This is a genomic window from Geodermatophilus ruber (assembly GCF_900114385.1).
Classification (GTDB): Bacteria; Actinomycetota; Actinomycetes; order Mycobacteriales; family Geodermatophilaceae; genus Geodermatophilus; species Geodermatophilus ruber.
Genome location: NZ_FOSW01000004.1, coordinates 329433 through 350689, shown reverse-complemented (window position 1 = coordinate 350689; position 21257 = coordinate 329433). Strand labels below are relative to the sequence as shown.

At 74.9% G+C, this 21257-nt stretch carries 14 protein-coding genes and 2 tRNA genes; 13 read left to right on the top strand and 3 right to left on the bottom strand.

The window, feature by feature from the left end:
* Positions 1 to 27 precede the first annotated feature (27 nt).
* Complete coding sequence (locus BMZ50_RS09215; RefSeq protein ID WP_245753493.1) at positions 28 to 1251, top strand: MFS transporter; 1224 nt, start codon at positions 28 to 30, stop codon at positions 1249 to 1251.
* Between the two features lie 95 nt (positions 1252 to 1346).
* Positions 1347 to 1435 (top strand) — tRNA-Ser (locus tag BMZ50_RS09210).
* A 159-nt stretch (positions 1436 to 1594) separates the two neighbouring features.
* Here the strand turns inward: BMZ50_RS09210 and BMZ50_RS09205 are convergent.
* Positions 1595 to 4096, bottom strand: coding sequence for a putative bifunctional diguanylate cyclase/phosphodiesterase (locus tag BMZ50_RS09205; protein WP_091323429.1), 2502 nt, complete (start codon positions 4094 to 4096; stop codon positions 1595 to 1597).
* 401 nt (positions 4097 to 4497) lie between these two features.
* Between BMZ50_RS09205 and BMZ50_RS09200 the strand changes: the two genes are divergently transcribed.
* The 11 genes from BMZ50_RS09200 (at position 4498) to BMZ50_RS09150 (ending at position 18099) form a co-directional block, all read left to right on the top strand.
* The gene (locus BMZ50_RS09200) at positions 4498 to 5541 is read left to right on the top strand and encodes a GGDEF domain-containing protein (protein WP_245753491.1); all 1044 of its coding nucleotides are present in this window, start codon (positions 4498 to 4500) and stop codon (positions 5539 to 5541) included.
* A gap of 149 nt (positions 5542 to 5690) precedes the next feature.
* Positions 5691 to 5763, top strand: a tRNA-Arg gene (locus tag BMZ50_RS09195).
* 206 nt (positions 5764 to 5969) lie between these two features.
* Positions 5970 to 7727 carry a sensor histidine kinase gene (locus BMZ50_RS09190; protein ID WP_091323427.1) on the top strand — a complete coding sequence of 586 codons (1758 nt, stop codon included), beginning with the start codon at positions 5970 to 5972 and terminating at the stop codon, positions 7725 to 7727.
* Positions 7724 to 8479 (top strand): response regulator, encoded by a 756-nt coding sequence (locus tag BMZ50_RS09185; RefSeq protein ID WP_218146178.1) that lies wholly within the window; start codon positions 7724 to 7726, stop codon positions 8477 to 8479. Before BMZ50_RS09190 ends, BMZ50_RS09185 begins: the two co-directional genes overlap by 4 nt.
* The gene (locus BMZ50_RS09180) at positions 8421 to 8876 is read left to right on the top strand and encodes a response regulator (RefSeq protein WP_091323426.1); all 456 of its coding nucleotides are present in this window, start codon (positions 8421 to 8423) and stop codon (positions 8874 to 8876) included. The genes BMZ50_RS09185 and BMZ50_RS09180 overlap by 59 nt, the downstream gene beginning before the upstream one ends.
* Positions 8877 to 9094: 218 nt before the next feature.
* The gene (locus BMZ50_RS09175) at positions 9095 to 11335 is read left to right on the top strand and encodes an MMPL family transporter (protein ID WP_218146177.1); all 2241 of its coding nucleotides are present in this window, start codon (positions 9095 to 9097) and stop codon (positions 11333 to 11335) included.
* 216 nt (positions 11336 to 11551) lie between these two features.
* Positions 11552 to 12733, top strand: a complete 1182-nt coding sequence (locus BMZ50_RS09170; protein WP_091323425.1) for an FAD-dependent monooxygenase — start codon at positions 11552 to 11554, stop codon at positions 12731 to 12733.
* A 52-nt stretch (positions 12734 to 12785) separates the two neighbouring features.
* Positions 12786 to 13778: an ABC transporter substrate-binding protein gene (locus tag BMZ50_RS09165; RefSeq protein WP_091323424.1), complete on the top strand. Its 993-nt coding sequence runs from the start codon at positions 12786 to 12788 to the stop codon at positions 13776 to 13778.
* 69 nt (positions 13779 to 13847) lie between these two features.
* Complete coding sequence (locus BMZ50_RS09160) at positions 13848 to 14630, top strand: IclR family transcriptional regulator domain-containing protein (RefSeq protein ID WP_218146176.1); 783 nt, start codon at positions 13848 to 13850, stop codon at positions 14628 to 14630.
* A gap of 156 nt (positions 14631 to 14786) precedes the next feature.
* The gene (locus BMZ50_RS09155) at positions 14787 to 15557 is read left to right on the top strand and encodes an ABC transporter ATP-binding protein (protein WP_091323422.1); all 771 of its coding nucleotides are present in this window, start codon (positions 14787 to 14789) and stop codon (positions 15555 to 15557) included.
* 1 nt (position 15558) lies between these two features.
* The gene (locus tag BMZ50_RS09150) at positions 15559 to 18099 is read left to right on the top strand and encodes an ABC transporter permease (RefSeq protein ID WP_091323420.1); all 2541 of its coding nucleotides are present in this window, start codon (positions 15559 to 15561) and stop codon (positions 18097 to 18099) included.
* A gap of 35 nt (positions 18100 to 18134) precedes the next feature.
* On the opposite strand, the gene BMZ50_RS09145 is transcribed toward BMZ50_RS09150, so the two are convergent.
* Positions 18135 to 19583: a sensor histidine kinase gene (locus tag BMZ50_RS09145; protein WP_091323419.1), complete on the bottom strand. Its 1449-nt coding sequence runs from the start codon at positions 19581 to 19583 to the stop codon at positions 18135 to 18137.
* Positions 19584 to 19897: 314 nt separating this feature from the next.
* Complete coding sequence (locus BMZ50_RS09140) at positions 19898 to 21217, bottom strand: alpha-hydroxy-acid oxidizing protein (protein ID WP_091323418.1); 1320 nt, start codon at positions 21215 to 21217, stop codon at positions 19898 to 19900.
* Positions 21218 to 21257 lie beyond the last annotated feature (40 nt).

The window sequence follows — 21257 nt, the reverse complement described above, 5'->3', positions numbered from 1 at the left end:
GGGATCTGACCGCCTACCCTTCCCCGCTTGCTCGTTCTAAGTGAGTTCGTCGTGCGTTCGTACCTCACCGTCTGGCGGCTGCCGTCCGCTCCGGGGCTGCTCGTCGCGGGCTTCGCCGGCCGGCTGCCCTCGGCCATGGTCCCGCTGGCACTGCTGCTCATGGTGCAGCAGCAGACCGCTTCCTACGCCGTCGCCGGGCTCGCGGCGGCCACCTACGGCATCGCGATGGCCGCGATGGCGCCGGTCCTCGGCCGGCTGGCCGACCGCCGCTCGCCGCGCCCGGTGCTCCTGGCGCAGGCGGCGGCCTACCCCCTGCTCCTGGCGTTGCTGGTCGCCGTCGTCCTCGGCGGCGCGCCCACACCGGCCCTGGTCGCCGCCTCCGCGGTCGCCGGTGCCGGCACCCCGCTGGTCTCCGGCACGGTGCGCGCGCTGTGGTCGCGGGTCGACCCGCGGGTGCGCACCACCGCCTTCGCCCTCGACGCCACCGCCACCGAGCTGGTGTTCGTCGCCGGGCCGACGGTCGTGGCCGCGCTGGCCGTGCTCGCCGCCCCGGCCTGGGCGGTCGGCGTCGCCGGGGTGCTGGCCACCGCCGGTGCGCTGGGCATCGCGACGTCGGCGGCCATGCGCAGCTGGGTCCCGGTCGCCCTGCCCGAGCGGCGCAGCCCGCTGGCCACGGTGCTCGCCCCGGGCATGCCCCGGGTGCTGCTCAGCGGCGCGGCGCTGATGGTCGGCTTCGGCGCGCTGGAGGTCGCCATCCCCGCGTTCGCCGACGCCGCGGGTTCGCCCGGGATGTCCGGCGTCCTGCTGGCGCTGTGGTCGCTGGGCTCGGTGGCCGGCGGCCTGTGGTTCGGGGCGCGGGTGGTCAGCGCCTCCCTGCCCCGGCAGTACCGCTGGCTGCTGCTCGGCGTGACCATCGGGCTGGCCCCGCTGACCGCGGCCGAGAGCCCCTGGGTGCTCGGCGCGCTGCTGTTCCTCGGCGGGACGGCGATCGCCCCGACGCTGACCGTGCAGAGCTCGCTGGTCGGCACCATCGCCCCGCGGCACGCCACCACCGAGGCGTTCACCTGGCTCTCGACGATGGCCACCGGCGCCTCGGCCATCGGGGCGGCCCTGGGTGGCGCGCTGATCGAGAGCTCCGCCGGGGTGAGCGGCAGCCTGCTGCTGGCCCTCGCCGGTGCGGCCCTGGCCGTGGTGGCGACGCTGGTGCCCGGCCGGCGCCGGCAGCCGCTGCCCCAGCCGGTCGCCGTCTGACCCGCGCACCGGGCGGGCGGGGACCCGGGCTGCTGGTGCCCCGCGGGTCGCTGGTAGTCTGCTGTCTCGGTGGTTCCGGGGGGACTCGGACCCCGGGAGGCTTCGCCTAGTCCGGTCTATGGCGCCGCACTGCTAATGCGGTTTGGGTTAATCCCCATCCCGGGTTCAAATCCCGGAGCCTCCGCCCAGGAGAACTGAACACAGGTACTTCGCAGCGCCCGGCCCTCGGCCGGGCGTTTCTGCTTCCGCCCGCGGTCGCTGCCCGGTGTCGCGACGGGGCATCCGGATCCACTGGCGACACCCGGGAACGGGGCGTGGGCCCGGTAGCCGCGCGGGCCGGGCGTCAGACGACGCGCAGCCCGCCGCGGCCGCGGGAGGGGCGGGCGTGCGTGGCCAGCCAGGGCTGCAGTTCACCGGTCGGCATCGGGCGTCCGAGGTGCCAGCCCTGGATGATGTCGCAGCCCATGCCGGCCAGCAGGTCGGCGGTGACCTGATCTTCCACACCCTCGGCGACGACTTCGAGGCCCAGATGCCGGCCGAGGTCGATGATCGCCCGGACGATGGCCACGTCCTCGCCGCCTTCGCGCAGGCTGATCACGAAGCTCCGGTCGATCTTGACCTCCTGCACCGGCAGGCGCTTGAGGTAGGACAGCGACGAGTAGCCGGTGCCGAAGTCGTCGACGGACAGCCGCACACCCAGGTCGCGCAGCCGGTGCAGCAGCGCCACCGCCCGCGCCGCGTCGGCCATGATCGAGCTCTCGGTGACCTCGAGGGTGAGCCGGTCCGCCGGGACGCCGTGGCGCCGTAGCAGCCGGGTGACCTCGTCGACGAGGTCGGCGTTCTGCAGGCTGCGGGCCGAGAGGTTGACCGCGACGCCGAGGTCATGGCCCGCCGCCCGCCACGCTGCACAGGCGGCCAGGGAGGCGTTGAGCACGAACGTGGTCAGCGGGCCGACCAGCCCGCTGCGTTCGGCCACGGGGATGAACTCGTCCGGCGGGATGAAGCCGCGCTCGGGGTGCGGCCACCGCACCAGCGCCTCCACGCCCCTGACCTCGCCGGTGGCCAGCCGGGCCTGGGGTTGGACGTGCACGTGCAGCTGCCCGTCCTGCAGGGCCGCCCGCAGCTCGGCGACGAGGGTGAGCCGGCGCGGATCGTTGGTGTCCCGGTCGGGCTCGTAGAGCCGCACCCCCCGCCCTCCGGAGGCTTTCGCGTCGTGCAGCGCCAGGTCCGCGCACTTCAGCAGTCCGGCCGGGTCGTCGGCGTGGGACGGGGCGAGCGCGATGCCGAGGGAGGCGCCGACCTCGACCTCGAGACCGTCCAGGGCCACCGGCTGCTCCAGTGCGCGCAGGATTCGCCGGCCCAGGCGCACCACCTCGTCCTCGTCGTCGATCCCCGGGATCAGGACGGCGAACTCGTCACCGCCGAGCCGGGCGACCGTGCCGGCGGCAACGACCGCCGCGCGCAGGCGGGCGGCCATCTCCACCAGGAGCAGGTCACCCTGCTGGTGGCCGAGGGTGTCGTTGACCTGCTTGAACTCGTCGAGGCCGAGGATCATCACCGCGGCGCCGGCAGCCCGCCCGCCGGCGACGTCCTCGAGCGCCTCGGCGAACCGCCGTTGCAGGAGCTCGCGGTTGGGCAGTCCGGTGAGCCGGTCGTGCAGCGCCTCGTGCCGGAGCTGACCGAGCAGCTCCCCGTTCTGCAGCGCCACGCTCGAGTGGTTGGCCACGGTCTCCAGCAGGGGCACGTCGTCCTGGTCGAAGCTGCGGACGTCGCCCAGCCGGTCGGCGACGACGAGGACGCCGACGACACCGGCCGCCCCGCGCAGCGGCACGGCGATGGCGTCACGCATGCCGTGCTGCTCCAGCCAGCGTCGGGCCGCCTCGTCGCGGACGCCGCGGGGCATCAGCACCGGAGTTCCGCCGTCGACGACCTGCTGCAGCAGCCAGGAATCCTCGGCGCTCGGCGGTTCCTCGGTGCGCGAGAGCCGGCCGCTCCCGCCGAGCCGGACCCGGACCATGAGTCCGCTGTCGGTGACCACGAACCCCACCGCCGCACGCTCGGCGCGCAGCACCTCCTTCGCCTGGCCCAGGACGACGGCCAGGAACTGGTCGATCTCGGGCGCGCTGCTGACCGCCTGGCTGAAGCGGTACAGCCGTTCCAGGTCGAGGTGCCGGTCCGAGAGCGACGCGTGCGCCCGGTAGGCGAGCAGCAGCAGGACCCCGAAGGCCACGAGCAGCCAGGAGGTGGCCACCGAGGCCGACAGGCTGGCCACGGCGAGCAGGCCCCCGGTCACGAGGGCAAGGGTCAGGACGGCGGGCGCGATCGCCTGCCCGACCACCGCATCGCGGAACACCCCCCGCAGACGCAGCCCGCCCTCGTGGATGCCGATGACGCAGCCGACCGCCAGCACACCCACCGCGTTGGCGAGAACCGTCGCCGCCACGGCCGCCAGCCAGGCGACCGGCGTGGATCCGCCGGCCCAGCCGGTGACGAGGTGGAAGATCGCCAGCGCACAGCCCGTCTCGGCGGTCGTGACCGCGAGGTTGAACGCGATCTTCAGCGGCGGGCGGCGCTGACCCACCCAGGCGACGACGCTACCGACCAGCCGGCCGGCGAGGAGGGCGAGCGGAGCGGCCAGGAACAGGGCGAGCACGAGCGGCAGCTCGCTGAGCGAGACCGTCTGCCCCTCGCGCTTCACCTGGACGGTGACGCCACAGGCCTCCGTGACGGCGAACGCGATCGCCACCACCCACCACGGCAGGGTGGGGGAGGGCAGGAGGGGCGGTTGTCCGAGGAACGGAGCCCCGGCCGCGGCGCCGAGGGCGACGAGCATCAGGGTGAGCACGAGAACCCACCGCGTCTCCCGCGGGACGCGCGCGCGCCGAGGCGGGGGCGAGCTCGACGCGCCCGATTCCAGCTCCACTACCCACCCCACTCCTGTCCGACTGCCGACCGAGAAGGACACCCAGGCGGTAGGTCACTGACCACGTGCGTGTGCAGCGCTCCCACCGGGCCGTCACCCGGTCGTCCCGGTCGCACACGGGCGATATCGGAACAACTCCGGCCAGACTGAAGGCGGTTCCACCGTCCGAGGGACGGCACGAGCAGGCAGCCGCTGCGCTGGGGCCACGGCGGGTCGCACGGGAAGAGGCCCCCTGCGCTGGTTGCGAGCCCGTCGAGCCGCGCCGGCACCCCGGACGGGTGGAGCGGCTTCAGGTCGGACGCCGAGCTACCGATGTCAGAGGAGTGAGGTTCATCCGGCTCCTGAAGCCGCGCCACGAGACGGTCGCGGCGCGTGCCTTCACGCTGCAGTGGCTGGTGATCGCTGCGCTGTTGGCGGTGTACCTGGTGGTGGAGCCGGTGGCTCCGGGCAGGCGGCTCGCGGCGTGGGGGCTCGTCGTTGCGCTGGTCGGCCTGGCCTTGGTGACCTGCGTGGTCCCCGCCAGATGGCTGACGCGGCTGGGGATGTGGCCGGTCCTGCCTGTCGCCGGGATGCTGGCCGTCGTGGGCATCGCGCTGCTGATCGCCCCGGATCACTCCGAGATGCTCCGCCCGCTCCTGGTGTTCCCGGTTCTCTTCGCCGCCACGAAGCTGCGCGCCCCGGTGGCCGCGGGGATCACCATGCTCGCGCTCGTCGCCGACGCAGTCATCCTCGGGCGGGGCGCGGCACCGACGGAGGCGTTCATCCGCGGGTTGTTCTTCGCCCCCGTGCTGATCGTCATGACGGTGCTCCTCGCGCAGGGGATGAACTGGCGGGACCGGCTGCTCGGTGCTGTTCGCCAGCAGGCCGCGGTGGACTCGCTGACCGGGCTGGTGACCCGGCGCAGGTTCGACGAGGTCGCCGAGCAGGCGCTGGCCGTCGCGCCCCGCCCCGAGGGCACGGCGTTGATCCTGCTCGACGTCGACGCGTTCAAATCCGTCAACGACACCTACGGGCACCCGGTGGGCGACGACGCCCTGCTGCACCTGGCCGCCGTGCTGAGCGAGCAGGTGCGGGCCGGCGACGCGGTGATCAGCCGGCTGGGCGGCGACGAGCTGGCCGTGCTGCTGCCCGGCTGCTCCGTCGAGACCGCCGCCCGCCGCGCCGAGCAGCTGGTGGACGCCGTACGCGCGACCCCCCTGCTGCTCGCCGACGGCACCCTGCTGGCGCTCTCGGTCAGCGCGGGGGTCGCGCACGCACCGCGGCACGCCACCGAGCTGCGCAGCCTCTACGCCGCCGCCGACGCCGCCCTCTACCGGGCCAAGCAGGCCGGCCGGAACCGGGCCGCGGTCGCCGACGCGCCCGCCTGAGCACCGCCACTGGGCGACGTGCCCGCGGCCGCGTCATCCGTGCGGCGGCGTTCGCGCTGGTCAGCAGGCTGATGGGGGTGCTCGGGGAGCCCTCGACGAAGCCGGATCGCGGCCCGCTACACTTGTCCCTGCGCCGCTCGCGCGGTGTCGCACCCGTAGCTCAACGGATAGAGCATCTGACTACGGATCAGAAGGTTAGGGGTTCGAATCCCTTCGGGTGCACGTCTGGTTGAGACAGCACCGCGGCCCCGTCCTCCTCGCGGAGGGCGGGGCCGCGATGTGTTTCCGGGGTCGGTGGTTCTCGGGGGCGAGCGCTAACGTCGCCGGCCCCGGACGGTGAGGCGCGGCACCTCGAGTTGCGGTCAGGTGCGTTCCGGTGTAGGCGGCGGCCGATAGAGTGCCCGGGTGCACGCGCCCGGAAGCAGACGGTGACCGAGAGCCCGGTCCAGGAGCTGCGCCGGCGCGACGCGATCCTCGACGCCGCCCGCTCGGCGACCGAGCGCTTCCTCGACGGCGACGGTGACTGGCGCGCGCACCTGCACGAGATCCTCGGCGCGTTCGGCCGGGCCGCCGAGGTGAGCCGGGTCTTCGTCGCCGACCACCTCGTCGACGAGCAGGGCCGGCTGTGCAGCCGCAGCATCGGCGAGTGGGACGCCCCCGGGGTCCCCGTCGCCGGTGACGACCCGGAGCTGCAGGCGCTCCCGTACGAGCCGGACTTCGCGCGCTGGGAGCAGGTGCTCGGCCGCGGCGACATGATCGCCGGCTCGGTCCGGGACTTCCCGCCGGTGGAGCGCGCGCTGTTCGAGCCGCAGGGGGTGATCTCCTGCGTCGTCGTCCCGGTGTTCGTCGACGGCGAGTGGTGGGGGCACGTCGGCTTCGACGAGTGCACGCGCGAGCGCACCTGGTCGGCGGCCGAGCAGGCCGCGCTGCGCACCGCCGCGGCGATCATCGGCCTGGCCGTCCGGCTGGAGCGCACCCGCGCCGCGCTGCGTGCCGAGGAGACCGAGCGCGCCCAGACGATGCGGTTGCTGGAGCGCCGGGTCTCCGCGCTGGCCCGGGTGGCCGCGGCGCTGGTCGTCGACCAGCCGCTGGAGGTCACCATCGGGGACGTCGTCCGGATCCTCGTGGAGTCCGGCGCCGGGGTGGCCGCGGCGCTGCACGTCGTCGACCAGGCCACCGGCGAGATCGCCCTGCTGGCCACGCACGGGCTGCCCGAGGGGTACGCGGACGCGCTGCGCGCCGCGTGGGCCCTGGGCGCCGACGTGCCGGCGACGCCCGCGTCGCGCGACCAGCCGATGCAGCTGGTCCGCGACGCGCCGGCACAGCGACTGGCCGATCCCCTCGCGGCCCCGATCCACCCCTACATGGGCACCGCCCCCTGGTACTCGGTGCTCTCCCTGCCGCTGGACTCCCTGGGCCGCCACCAGGGCGCGCTGCACGTCTACCGCCCGCCCGGCCCCGATCCGGAGCCGGAGGAGATCGCCTTCCTCTCCGCGGTCGCCGACCAGACCGCCGTCGCGGTCGAGAATGCCCGGCTGCTGGCCGACGGCCGCCGCAACGCCGCGCTGCTGGAGCGCCAGCGGCTGGCCCGCGACCTGCACGACTCGGTCTCCCAGGCGCTGTTCTCCATGACCCTGCACGCCCGCACCGCCCAGCTGGCGATGGCCAAGCTCGGCCTGCCCGACGACGGGCCGCTGGGCCGCACCGTCGGCCAGCTGCGCGAGCTCACCCAGGGCGCGCTGGCCGAGATGCGGGCGCTGATCTTCGAGCTGCGCCCCGGCGCGCTGGCCGAGGAGGGGCTGCTGGCCGCCGTCACCAAGCAGGCGGCCGCGCTCGGCGCCCGCGAGGGCCTGCCGATCACCGTCACCGGCCCGGCCGAGCGGCCGCAGCTGCCCGCCGACGTCGAGGAGCACCTCTACCGGATCGTGCTCGAGGCGCTGCACAACGTCGTCAAGCACGCCCGCGCCGGCAAGGCCGCGGTGACCGTCACCGCGGACCACGACGGGCTGCAGATCCTGGTGGAGGACGACGGCGCCGGCTTCGACCCGACCGTCGACCACCCCGGCCACCTCGGGCTGGGCACCATGCGCGACCGCGCCGCCGCGATCGGCGCCGAACTCGTCCTCGACAGCGCCCCCGGCCGTGGGACGCGTGTCGGGATCGGACTGGCAGGAGGCCGACCGTGAGCATCCGGGTGTTCCTCGTCGACGACCACCGGGTGGTCCGCGACGGCATGCGCTCGTTCTTCGAGCTGGTCGACGACATCGAGGTCGTCGGCGAGGCCGCCGACGGGCGGGCCGCGCTCGACCGGCTCGCCGTCCTGGAGCCGGCGGGGGAGCTGCCCGACGTCGTCCTCATGGACCTGCTCATGCCGGCGCTGGACGGCATCGAGACGACCCGCGAGCTCAAGGCCCGCTGGCCGGCGGTGGAGGTCGTGGCGGTCACCAGCTTCCTGGAGGAGGCCAAGGTGCGGGCCGCGCTGGAGGCCGGCGCCGGCGGGTACCTGCTCAAGGACGCCGAGGCCGACGACGTCGCCGCCGCCGTCCGGGCTGCCGCCCGCGGGGACGTGCACCTGGCCCCCGCGGTCGCCCGCGAGCTCACCGCCGCGCTGCGGGCCCCGCGGGTCGGCGCGGTGACGCTGACCCCGCGCGAGCGGGAGGTGCTCGCGCTGATCGCCGACGGCCGGGCCAACCGGGAGATCGCCACCGCGCTGCAGGTCAGCGAGCGGACCGCCCGCACCCACGTCAGCAACATCCTGGCCAAGCTGGGGCTGGCCTCCCGCACCCAGGCGGCCATGTACGCCGTCCGCGAGGGGCTGGTACGTCATCCGGCCGAGGCCGAGGGCGGGATGACCGAGGCCAAGTCCGGTCCTCTGCCGCATCCCCGCAGCGCCCCGGGCGCCCAGACTTTCTCCCCGGGCGGGCTCCCGCCCCGCTGAGGACCCACCGGAGGAGGACCCGCTGAGCGCCCGTCCCCTCCGGCTGCTGATCGCCGACGACGACCCCCGGGTGCGCCGGGCGCTGGACGCCGCGCTGTCCGAGGTCGAGGACCTCGAAGTGCTCGGCGTGTGCGGGTCGGCCGCCGAGCTGTGCCGGTGCGCCACCGCGCACCGGCCCGACATCGTGCTCCTCGACGTGCACCTGCCCGACGCCGCCGCCGGCCTCGGGCTGATCGGGGCGCTCACCCGCGCCAGGGTGCCGGTGGTGGCGATGAGCGCCGTCGGCGGCGTACGGGGCGCCTCACTCGCCGCCGGGGCGGTCGCCTTCGTGGAGAAGGACGGCGCCGCCGACACCCTGGTCGACGCCCTGTTCGCCGCCGGCCAGGGACCTCCCTGAGCCGGGGACCAGGGGGCGGATGGGGGCGCTCCCTGATGTGCCCGGCGCCCGGCCGCGGCCAGGCTGCTCCCGGCCGGGTGCCGGGCCGGCCCGACACCTGACCGGCCGCCCGGCGGGATGGGCCGGTGCCCCTCCGCCCAGCAGATGTGACGACGAATCGGCGACCGACCGCGGCCTGACGCGGTCCGCCGCCACGCGCAGACGACAGGAGACGAGAAGTGGACGGACGCGGCAACCTCGCCGCCCGGATGGGCCGGTGGAGCGCTCGGCACCGGAAGACCGCCGTGTTCGGCTGGCTGGCCTTCGTGGTCGCCGCCGTCGTGCTCGGGGGGATGCTGCCGCAGGGCGAGCTGACCCGCGCCGAGCAGATGGTGGGCGCCCCGGCGCAGGCCCAGCGGATCCTCGACGCGAACGGCTGGGAGGAGCCGGCGTCGGAGATGGTGCTGGTCCAGCGCGAGGGTGCGGTCACCCCGGCCGCCGCCGACGCCGCGCTGCGCGACCTCGTCGCCGCCCTGGACGCCACCCCCGAGGTGACCCACCTGGTCAGCCCGCTGGACGGCGCCCCGCTGACCTCGGCCGACGGCCGCTCGGCGCTGGTCACCTTCGACATCACCGGCGAGCGGGAGACCGCCGACGAGCGGATCGGCCCGATCCAGGACGCGGTGGCCGCGGTCGCCGCCGACCACGCGGACGTGCGGGTCGAGCAGTTCGGCGGCACCAGCGCCGACCTCGCCCTGGACGCGGCGCTGGAGGACGACTTCCAGCGCGCCGAGTTCCTGTCGATCCCGATCATCCTGGCGGTGCTGCTGCTGACCTTCGGCGCGCTCGTGGCCGCCGTCCTGCCGCTGGTGTTCGCGCTGACCGCGTTCGTCGGCGCGCTGGGCCTGCTCGGCTTCGCCAGCCAGATCTGGCACGTCGACGGCAACGCGCAGACGGTCATGCTGCTCATCGGGCTGGCCGTCGGCGTCGACTACTCGCTCTTCTACCTCAAGCGCGAGCGGGAGGAGCGGGCCCGCGGCCGGTCGGCCGCCGAGGCACTCGACGTCGCCGCCGCCACCTCCGGCCGCTCGGTGCTCATCTCCGGCATCACCGTGATGGTCGCGATGGCCGGCATGTTCCTCACCGGGTTCTCGGTGTTCACCGGCATGGCGGTCGCCACGATCCTCGTCGTCCTCATCTCGGTGCTCGGGTCGCTCACCGTGCTCCCGGCGCTGATGGGCTGGCTGGGGGACCGGGTGGACAAGGGCCGGCTGCCCTTCCTGCGCCGCCGGTCCACCGCCGCGGCCGGCCGGTTCTGGCCGGTCGTGCTGGGCGCGGTGCTCCGCCGCCCGCTGGTCGCCGCGGTGCTCTCCGGCGCGCTGCTGGTCGGCCTCGCCGTCCCGGCGTTCGGGCTGTCCCTGCGCAACGAGAGCATCACCGACCTGCCGCAGGACCTCGCCGTCATCCAGACCTACGAGCGGATCGCCGAGGCGTTCCCCGGCGGCGCCGACCCGGCCGAGGTGGTCATCGAGGCCGCCGACGTGACCGCCCCCGACGTGCAGGCCGCGATCGCCGACCTGCGCACCGCGGCCCTGGCGACCGGGCAGATGAACGAGCCGATCTCCGTGGCGACCAACGAGGCCGGCACGGTCGCCGTCGTCTCGGTGCCGCTGGTCGGGGACGGCGAGGAGCAGGCCTCCCGCGACGCGCTGGCCGCGCTCGCCGACGACGTCGTCCCCGCGACGGTGGGCGCGCTCGACGACGCGACGGTCGTGACCGCCGGCGACACCGCCCACTCGGTCGCCTTCGAGGAGCTCATGGCCGAGCGGACCCCGTGGGTGTTCGGGTTCGTGCTGGTGCTCGCGTTCGTGCTGCTGCTGGTCTCGTTCCGCTCGGTGGTGGCCGCGCTGACCGCGATCGTGCTCAACCTGCTGTCGGTCGCGGCCGCCTACGGCTCACTGGTGCTGGTCTTCCAGGAGGGCTGGGGCGCCGGCCTCATCGGCCTGGACTCGACCGGCCCGATCGTCAACTGGATCCCGCTGTTCCTCTTCGTGATCCTCTTCGGGCTGTCGATGGACTACCACGTGTTCATCCTCAGCCGGATCCGCGAGGGCCACGACCGCGGGCTGCCCACCCCGGACGCGATCCGGACCGGGATCACCTCCTCGGCCGGGGTGGTGACCAGCGCCGCCGGGATCATGGTGATGGTCTTCCTCTGCTTCGTGGCGCTGTCGATGGTGCAGATGAAGCAGACCGGGCTGGGCCTGGCGATCGCGGTGCTGCTCGACGCCACGCTGGTGCGGGCGGTGCTGCTGCCGGCGGTCATGCGGCTGCTCGGCGAGGCGAACTGGTACCTGCCGCGGTGGCTGCGCTGGCTGCCGAAGCTGGAGCACGAGGCGGCGCCCGCCGTCCCCGCGGCCCTGCCCGCCCCGCGCCCGGCGTCCGAGTCCGACGAGACCCCGGTCCTCACCCGCTCCTGACCCACCCGGGTCCGGTCGGCGCGAGCACCGTCCCGAACTCGCACCCAGACCGCCCCGGCCCGGCCTCCTCAGGAGGTCCGGGCCGGGGCGGTCGTCGTCGTGGGGTGTCGCTTGACGCGGTGACGGCGCTCACCTACCGTCCGTGTTGCTTTACGAAAAGTATTCGTTATCCGAAAACGGTCTGCCGAGAGGTGCGACCGGGGCAAGGGGACCGGCATGGCCGAGGTGGGACTCCGCGTGGCGATCGTGGGCGGGGGGATCGGCGGGCTCTTCGCCGCGAATGCGCTGCTGGCCCAGGGAGTGTCGGTCTCGGTCTACGAGCAGGCGCCCGCCCTCGGTGAGGTCGGGGCCGCGGTCTTCGTGACGCCGAACAGCGTCCGCCAGCTCGAACGGCTGGGCCTCGGTCCGGCCGTGGAGAAGTGGGGGGCGCGGATCGGGCCCGGCTCGCGGTACCTGCGTGCCGACGGCACGCCGATCGCCGAGGTGCAGATCACCGACTCGGCGGGCTGGAACGCCGTGTTCGGCTTCCACCGCGCCGACCTCGTCGAGATCCTGGCCGGGGCGCTGCCGGACGGCGTGGTGCACACCGGCCACCGGTGCAGCGGGTTCGAGCAGGGCGCCGACAGCGCCCGGGTGCGGTTCGACAACGGCGCCACGGCCGAGGCCGACGTGGTCGTCGCCGCCGACGGCATCCACTCCACCCTGCAGCACCACGTCGTCCCGCCGTCGCGGCCCATCGCCTCCGGGTCGGTCGCCTACCGCGGGCTGGTGCCGCACGAGCTGGTGCCCGACTGGCCGCAGCAGGACTGGCTGCTGTGGATGGGACCGTCCCGGCACTTCCTGGTGTACCCGGTCCGGGCCGGTCGCCTGATCGGCTACGTGGGGTTCACGCCCACCGACGAGCAGATGCGCGAGTCGTGGTCGGCCCCCGGGGACCCCGACACGCTGCGGCGCGAGTTCGCCGACTGGGACCCCCGTATCGGCGCGCTGCTCCAGCACGTGGGGACGACCCACCGGTGGGGTCTGTACGACCGCGAGCCCCTTCCGGCCTGGACCGCGGGCCGGCTGACGCTGCTCGGGGACGCCGCCCACCCGATGCTGCCGCACCTGGGTCAGGGCGCCAACCAGTCCATGGAGGACGGCATGGCCCTGGCCACCGTCCTCGCGCACGCCGACCGGGACACCGCCCCCGCCGCCCTCCGCACCTACGAGGCACTGCGGCGCGAGCGGGTCGCCGCCGTCCAGCGCGGGGCCCGCGAGAACGGCCTGCGCTACGACTCCCTGAGCGGGGACCTCGCCACCCGGGACGCCGAGATGACCGCCCACCGCGCCTTCCGCCGGTGGCTCTACGACTACGACGTCGTGCCCGAGGCCGAGGCGGCGGCCGCGCCGGCGTGACGAACCGCACTTCACCGCCCACCCGGGCGACCACGACCTCCGAGGAGTACAGATGACCTTCCGTCCGATCCGCGGCCTGGCCCTGTCCGCGCTCGTCGTCACCCTGGTGGCCGCCTGTGGGAGCGGCGACCCCGAGGGCTCCTCGGCCCCGCCGGCCGAGCCCGGGGCGCCGGAGGTCACCGACCTCACCGTCGGCGTCCTTCCCCTGGCCGACCTGGCGCCGCTCTACCTCGCCATCGAGGAGGGCTACTTCGAGGACGAGGGGATCACCGTCGAGCCGGCGGTCGCCTCCGGCGGCGCGGCGCAGATCGCCGGCATGATCGCCGGGGACATCGATCTGACGTACAGCAACTACGTGTCCATCGTGGAGGCGGCCGAGCAGGGGCTGCCGCTGCGCATCGTCCGGGAGAACAACCGGTCCGGCCCGCAGGGCATCTACGCCGCCGCGGACAGCGGGATCACCCGGCCGGCCGACCTCGCGGGGCAGCGGATCGCGATCAACAGCCTCGGGAACATCCAGGAGCTGACCGCCCGGGCGGTCCTGGACTCCCACGGCGTCGACCCGGACAGCCTCGAGTTCGTCGAGCTGCCGCCCTCCGACATGCCCGCGGCCCTGGCCGAGGGGGCGGTGGACGCGGCCTGGCTGGTCGAGCCGTTCCTGACCCTGGTCGAGCAGCGCGGTGAGGCCGCCCGCATCGTCAGCGCGTTCGAAGGGCCGACCGAGGACCTCCCCGTGGCCGGTTGGACGGCGACGCAGCAGTTCGTGGAGCAGAACCCGAACACCGTCGCGGCGTTCGTCCGGGCGATGGACCAGGCGATGCAGCTGGCCGCCGACGAGCCCGAGCGGCTCGCCGGGATCATCCCGACCTACACCGAGCTCAGCCCGGAACTGGCCGGTCAGCTGTCCACGCCCGGTCTCGCCGTCACGAGCGACCTCAGCGACCTCGGTACGCTGACCGACCTCATGGTCGAGCACGGGGTCATCGAGGAGAGCCCCGAGCTCGACGGTCTCGTCGTCGAGGCCGACGAACTGCCCCAGGAGTAGAGCCGCGGGCGGTCGCGGGGGCGGATGGTGCCGTCCTCGCGCCGCCCCGCCCGGCAGCGGGAGGACGGCATGGAGCCACGCCGGGAGTCGGACCCGGGCGGACGTCCGCCCGAGGGCATGGCGGGCCTGGCCAAGGGCCTCGCCGTCATCGAGGCGTTCGGCCCGGACCGTCCCCAGCTGTCGGTCACCGATGCGGCCCGGGCCACGGCGACCTCGCCGGCGACCGCGCGCCGATGCCTCCTGACCCTCGAACAGCTCGGGTACGTGAGCTTCGACGGCAAGTTCTTCCGCCCGACGCCGCGGATGGTGCGGCTGGGCGCGGCCTATCTGGAGACCGCATCCCTGCCTTCCCTCGCCCAGCCGCTGGTCCTGGCCGCGCGGGACGAGCTGGGGGAGTCGGTCTCCCTGGCGGTCCTGGAGGACGACCAGGCGGTCTTCATCGCCCGCGCGGAGGTGCAGCGGATCGTGTCCACCGGCGTCCGGCTCGGCGCCCAGCTCCCCGCCCACGCCTCCGCGACCGGCCGGGTGCTGCTCGCGGGACTGCCCGACGACCAGGTCGACGACATCCTGCAGAGGAGCCGGCCGCAGGCCACCACGTCGAACACGCTGGTCACCGTCGAGCAGATCCGCGCCCGTGTGCGGCAGGCCCGGGAGGAGTGCCTGGCCTACACCGACGAGGAGCTCGAGCTGGGCATGCGCACGATGGCGGTCCCGGTGCACGACAGCCACGGCCGCACCCGGGCGGCGCTCAGCGTGAGCTCCTTCGCCGCACGGGCCTCGCTCGACGACATGCGGACGAAGATGGCGCCGGTGCTCCAGGGCTACGCCGAGCGCCTGGGCCGGATGCTCTGAACCGGCCGCACCGGACGGCGTCCTCCGGGCGGTTGTCTCGACGACCGTCTACGTCAAAGAGCCGAGGCCTGCCCCGGCCGCCGGGCCGATGTCCCGCTGCCGTTCTCTCCCGAGGATCTCCCTGAGCTTCCCCGTACCCGATGGAGAGAACCCGCCATGTCGGCACCGAGCACCACGCCCCTCGCGAGCCCGCCCGCGCAGTCCCAGCCGGCGGCCGCCGCCGTCGATGCCGTCAAGGCCTACGGCACGGGGGAGGCCGCGGTCCGCGCGCTGGACGGCGTCACGGTCGCCTTCGAGCGCGGCCGGTTCACCGCGATCATGGGCCCGTCCGGCTCGGGCAAGTCGACGCTGCTGCACTGCCTGGCCGGGCTGGACACGCTGACCTCCGGCGAGGTCCGGCTCGGCGACCGGTCGCTGTCCGGGCTCAAGGACAAGCAGCTCACCCTCCTGCGCCGCGACCGGATGGGCTTCGTCTTCCAGGCGTTCAACCTGCTGCCCACGCTGACCGCGGCGGAGAACATCCGGCTGCCCCTGGACCTGGCCGGGCAGAAGGTGGACCAGGCCTGGTTCGACACCGTCGTCGCCGCCGTCGGCCTGCAGGCCCGCCTGGAGCACACCCCCGCGCAGCTCTCCGGTGGCCAGCAGCAGCGCGTCGCCGCCGCCCGCGCCCTGGTCACCCGACCGGAGATCGTCTTCGCCGACGAGCCGACCGGCGCCCTGGACTCCAGGAGCGGTGCGGACCTGCTGGCCTTCCTCCGCCGAGCGGTCGACGAGTTCGGCCAGACCATCGTCATGGTCACCCACGACCCCGTCGCCGCCTCGCACGCCGACCGGGTGGTCTTCCTCGCCGACGGCCGGATCCGCGACGAGCTGCACGCCCCCACCACCGACGCCGTCCTCGACACCATGAAGCGGCTGGGGAACTGACATGCGGAAGGTCATCCTCAAGGGCCTGCTGGCCCGCAAGCTGCGGCTCGCGCTGACCGCGGTCTCCATCAGCCTCGGCGTCGCCTTCGTCTCCGGCACCTTCGTGCTCGGCGACACCATGACGGCGACCTTCGACCAGCTCTACGAGGGGCTGACCGAGGGCACCGACGTCACCGTCCGGGGCGAGTCGGCATTCACCGACACCACCACGCTGGGCAACACCAAGCCGTTCGACACCGGGGTCCTCGACGAGGTCGCCGCCGTCGACGGGGTCGCGGCCGCCGAGGGGTCGGTCACCGGGTACGCGCTGATCCTGGGCAAGGACGGGGAGCCGGTGCAGCCCGGCGGCGCCCCCACCCTGGGCGCGAGCTACCCGGACGTCGAGGAGCTCAGCGGGGGCATGTCCATCCGCAGCGGCGAGGCGCCGGCCGGCCCCGGCGAGGTCGTCCTCGACGCGGCCACCGCGGAGAAGACCGGCTACGCCCCCGGCGACCCGGTGACGGTCCTGTTCGCCGACGGCCCGCGTGAGTTCACCGTCAGCGGTGTCCTCGGCTTCGGCGACGCCGACAACCTCGCCGGCGCCACCATGGCCGCCTTCGACCTGCGCACCGCCCAGCAGCTGCTGGGCAAGGAGGGGGTCTACGACAGCATCGCCGTCCGCGCGGACAGCGGGATCTCCCCCGAGGAGCTGCGCGACCGGGTCACCGCCGCCCTGCCGGCCGGGCTCGAGGCGGTGACCTCCGACGAGGTGGTCGCCGAGTCCAGCGAGGCGGTCGCCGACGCGCTCGGCTTCTTCACCACCGCGCTGCTCGGCTTCGCCGCCATCTCGCTGCTGGTCGGCGCGCTGATCATCTGGAACACCTTCTCGATCCTGGTCGCCCAGCGCACCCGCGAGCTGGCGCTGCTGCGCGCCGTGGGCGCCTCCCGGCGCCAGGTGCGGACCTCGGTCGTCGTCGAGGCGCTGGTCATCGGGCTCGTCGCCGCCGGTGTCGGCCTCGGGCTCGGCGTCGGCGTCGCGGCCGGTCTGCGGGCCGCGCTCGGCGCGGTCGGCCTCGAGGTGCCGACGACGACGCTGCAGGTGCAGCCGCGCACGATCGTCGCCGCGCTGCTGGTCGGCGTGGTCGTCACCGTGCTGGCCGCGCTGCTCCCGGCCCGGCAGGCCACCAAGGTCGCCCCGATCGCGGCGCTGCGGTCGATCGACGCCCCGGCCAGGCCGATGGGCCGGGTGCGGCTGGTCCTCGGCGGGGTGCTCACCGCGCTCGGTGCCGCCGCGCTGGCCTGGGCGCTGATCGAGGAGGGGCAGCTGCAGGTGGCGGCGGTCGGGATGCTGCTGGCGCTGGCCGGTGTGCTGGCGCTGGCGCCGGCGATCGCCGTCGCGGTGACCACCGTGCTCGGCGGGCTGCTGGCCCGCGTGGGCGGCACCTCCGCGCAGCTGGCCCGGCGCAACGCGCTGCGCAACCCGCGGCGCACCGCCAGCACCGCGACCGCGCTGATGATCGGTCTCGCGCTGGTCTCCACGGTCACCGTGGTGGCCTCGTCGATGAAGGCCTCGGTGGCCGAGGTCATCGCCGACAGCAGCAAGGCCGACTTCATCCTCAAGGCCGCCAGCGCCACCGCGCCCGGGATCCCGGCCCAGCTGGCCGAGGAGCTGCGCGCCGTCGACGGCGTGGACACCGTGACCCAGATGCGGTTCGGCCCGGCGCAGGTGGACGGCGCGACCACGTTCGTGGCCGCGGTCGACCCGGCGACCGTCGACGCCGCGGCGAACCTGGACGTGAGCAGCGGTGCGGTCACCGACCTCGACGACCGCTCGGTGCTCGTCTCCGACGACGTCGCCGGGGCGCAGGGCTGGGCCGTCGGCGACACCGTGGAGATCGTCTACGCGCAGACCGGCGCGCAGCAGTTCACCGTCGCCGGCACGTTCGGCAACACCGACCTGATCGGCAGCGACTACCTCACCACGCTGGCCACGCACACGGCCAACGGCGGGGCGCCGCTGGACATCGCGGTGCTGCTCGTGGCCGCCGAGGGGACCGACCTGGACACGCTGCGGGCCGGGCTGGAGACGGTGACCGCCGCCTACCCGAACGCGCAGCTGGACGACGCGGCGTCGTTCACCGAGTCGCAGGCGGCCACCATCGACCAGCTGCTGGCGATCGTGACGATGCTGCTGGCCCTCGCGGTGATCATCGCGCTGCTGGGCATCGTCAACACGCTGGCGCTGTCGGTGTTCGAGCGGACCCGCGAGCTCGGCCTGCTCCGGGCCGTGGGCACCACCCGCCGGCAGGTGCGCGCGGTGGTCCGCTGGGAGGCGGTCATCGTGGCCGTGCTCGGTGCGCTGCTGGGCGCCGTCCTCGGGCTGGCCTTCGGCGCCGCGCTCACCCGCGGCCTGGCCGAGGAGGGGCTCGCCGTCGTGGAGATCCCCGGCGGCCGGCTGGTGGTCTACGTGCTGGCGGCCGCGCTGGCCGGCGTGCTGGCCGCGATCGGCCCGGCGCGGCGGGCGGCGAAGGTCGACGTCCTGCAGGCGGTCGCCGCCGCCTGACCGGCACTCCTCCCGCCGGGTCGGTTCGGGCCGTGTCAGTTCGGGCCGGGGCGCAGCGGCACCTGCCACTCGACGACGGTGCCGACGCCGGCCGCACCCGGCCGGATCCGCACGCTGCCGCCCAGCCGCTGCGCGCGGTCGCGCAGGTTCCCCAGCCCGGCGCCGCGCGGGGCGTCCCGGGGCAGCCCCGTCCCGTTGTCGGCGACGGACAGGGTGAGGACGCCCTCGCGCGCGGCGAGGCGGACGCTCGCCGCGGAGGCGTTCGCGTGCCGGGCGACGTTGCTCAGCGTCTCGCGGAGGACGGCGAGGACCTCCTCGCTCTCCCGGGCCGAGGCCAGGGTGTCGACCGGGCCGGCGAACTCCAGCGTGGGCGTGAAGCCGAGCGCCCGGACGCTGGCCTCGGTGAGGTCGATGACCTGGCCGCGCAGGGTGTCCGTGCCGTCGATGTCGGGCCGGCCGAGGTCGAAGATCACGGTGCGCAGCTCGCGGATGATCCGGTCGGTCTCCTCGATCAGGGGCGCCACGGCGGGGGCGAGCGCGGGGTGGCGGCGGGCCGTGGAGGTGAGCCCGAGCCCGAGCCCGAAGATCCGCTGGATGGTCAGGTCGTGCAGGTCGGCGGCCAGCCGGTCGTGCTCCTGGCGGAGGGTGAGCTCGTGCTGGGCGGCGAGCCGCTCGCGGGAGCTCCGCACGAGGCCGGCCCGCATCCGGTCCACCGACTCGGCGATGGTCGCCAGCTCCCGCGGCCCGGTGCGGGCGATCGTGCGGTCGTGGTCGCCGGCGGCCACCGCCTGGACGTCGGCCTGCAGCCTCTCCAGCGGGTGGGTGAGCCGCCGCCGGAGCAGGGGGACGACGCCGACCGCGACGGCGACGCCCAGGACGGCCGAGGCGACCGTGACCACGGTCGCCCTCGTCTGCATCCGCCCGATGGCGTCCAGCTGCGCGGTCTCCAGCTCGACGGTGCGCTGCTCCACGTCCGCCAGCCGGCCGCGCAGCTCGTCGAACCGGGCCCGGCCCGCGGTGGTCAGGGCGACGAGCTCGTCGGCCGGGAGCGCGCCCTGCCGGCGCGCGGCGATCCCCGGCTCGGCCACCTGCTCCCGCCAGTCGGCCCCGGCGGCCCGCAGCTGCGCGAGCGCGGCCGAGGCCTCCGCGTCGGGCGCCAGCAGGGCCGCGAGCTGCTGCTGCAGCCGCTCGGCCCGCTGGGCACCCTGCTCGTAGAGCGTGAGGAACTGGCCGTCGCCGGTCAGGAGGTAGCTGAGCTGGCCGGTCATCTGGTCGAGGTAGGACGTGGTGAGGTCGACGGCGATCCGGTGGGCGGGCACCGCCCTCGCCCCGAGCTCCCGCTGCTCCGCGGCCACCATGGCCCGCGCCAGGCTGGTCGCGACCGCGCTCAGCACGATCAGCACGAGGAGCGCGCCCACGATCACGCCGACCGTGGCCTGCAGCGTGTGGCCCGCCGGCCGGGGCCGGCGGCGGAGGACCTGCACGGCTGCAGGGTCGCAGCTCCGCCGCGTCCTGCCCACCGCTCGCGTCACCCACCCGGCGGCACAGGTGCAGGCCGCGAAGCTCGTGCTCTGCCCACGGTGGTGGGCAGAGCACGAGGATGCGGGCAGGACAGTGGTCACCCCGGCACGCGGGAACGCCGCGGGGGGAGGGATGAGGGGCGGGGGGCCGGTTCTGGCGGTCTGGCCGCGTTGGTCGGTCCATCCAGCAGTGGATGGCCACTCGTAGCCGGCTACCCCCGCCCGACTCCACTGTGACCCCGGCCATGCGGCGGGTCAACCCCCGCCGGGCGTGTCGGTCAGGGGCGGGTCTCCACCCGGCGCAGCACCTGCGGCGTGAGCTGGTCGACCGCGGTGTGACCGGTCAGCCCCAGGGTCAGGTCGAACTCGCCGAGCACGTCGGAGACCACCTGGCGCACGCCGGCCTCGCCGCCGAGGCCCAGGCCCCAGGCGAACGGCCGGCCCAGCAGCACGGCCCGGGCGCCCAGTGCGACGGCGGTGAAGACGTCGGCGCCGCTGCGCACGCCGCTGTCGAGCAGCACCGGCGCGCGATCGCCGATCGCCGCGACCACGTCGGGCAGCGCGTCCAGCGCGGCGATCGACCGGTCCACCTGCCGGCCGCCGTGGGTGCTCACCACGACCCCGTCCATCCCCTCGTCGAGCGCGCGCCGGGCGTCGTCGGGGTGCAGCACCCCCTTGAGCAGGATGGGCAGCCGCGTCCGGGCGCGCAGCCAGGCCAGGTCCTCCCAGGTGATCGACGGCCGGGAGTAGATGGCCAGGAACGTCTCGACGGCGGCGCGCGGCAGCGGCGAGCGCAGGTTCTCCCGCAGGGGGCCCGGCCAGGCGCGTGCCATGCCGATCAGCGCCCGCACCGCCGACACCGTCGGGCGCGGCTGCCGGTCCCGGCCGGCCGCGGCGCCCGGCTCGGCCGGGATGGGCGCCGCGGCCGCCCGCTCCTCGACCAGCCGGCGGAACACCGGGTCCGAGGTGTACTGGGCGATGCCCTTGCCCAGCGCGAACGGGAGGTGGCCGAGGTCCAGGTCGCGGGGCCGCCAGCCGAGCATCGTGGTGTCGAGCGTGACCACCAGGGCGTCGCAGCCGCTGGCCTCGGCCCGGCCGACCAGGCTCTCCACCAGCTCGTCGGAGGTCGACCAGTACAGCTGGAACCACCGCGGCGAGGCCCCCATCGCCGCGGCGCACTCCTCCATCGACACCGAGGCCTGGTTGGAGAAGACCATCGGCAGGCCCAGGCCGGCCGCCGCGCGGGCGACGGCGAGGTCGGCCTCGGGGTGCACCAGCTCCAGGGCGCCGACCGGCCCGAGCAGCACCGGGGCGGGCAGCCGGCGGCCGAACAGCTCCACCGAGGTGTCGCGGCTGCTCACGTCGCGCAGCACCCGGGGGACGACGGCCCAGCGGTCGAAGGCCGCCCGGTTGGCGCGCTGGGTCGCCTCGGCCCCCGCCCCGCCGGCGACGTAGGCGTACGCGCGGGCGGTCAGCCGCTCCCTCGCGCGGCGCTGCAGAGCCCGCCCGGCCGTGGGCAGCGGGGGACGGCGGCCGTACACCCCCGCCCGGTAGACCTCGTCCTGCCTGCGGCGCCCGGTACCCGCTGCTGAGTCCATCCGGACACCGTAGTGAGCACCTCGTCACAGCCGCGGGGCT

What these genes read in the sequence shown, in the direction of transcription:
- BMZ50_RS09170 (WP_091323425.1), top strand. Translation starts at nt 11,552, where the DNA reads ATGGCCGAGGTGGGACTCCGCGTGGCGATCGTGGGCGGGGGGATCGGC.
- BMZ50_RS09165 (WP_091323424.1), top strand. Translation starts at nt 12,786, where the DNA reads ATGACCTTCCGTCCGATCCGCGGCCTGGCCCTGTCCGCGCTCGTCGTC.
- BMZ50_RS09160 (WP_218146176.1), top strand. Translation starts at nt 13,848, where the DNA reads ATGGAGCCACGCCGGGAGTCGGACCCGGGCGGACGTCCGCCCGAGGGC.
- BMZ50_RS09155 (WP_091323422.1), top strand. Translation starts at nt 14,787, where the DNA reads ATGTCGGCACCGAGCACCACGCCCCTCGCGAGCCCGCCCGCGCAGTCC.
- BMZ50_RS09150 (WP_091323420.1), top strand. Translation starts at nt 15,559, where the DNA reads ATGCGGAAGGTCATCCTCAAGGGCCTGCTGGCCCGCAAGCTGCGGCTC.
- BMZ50_RS09140 (WP_091323418.1), bottom strand. Translation starts at nt 21,217, where the DNA reads ATGGACTCAGCAGCGGGTACCGGGCGCCGCAGGCAGGACGAGGTCTAC.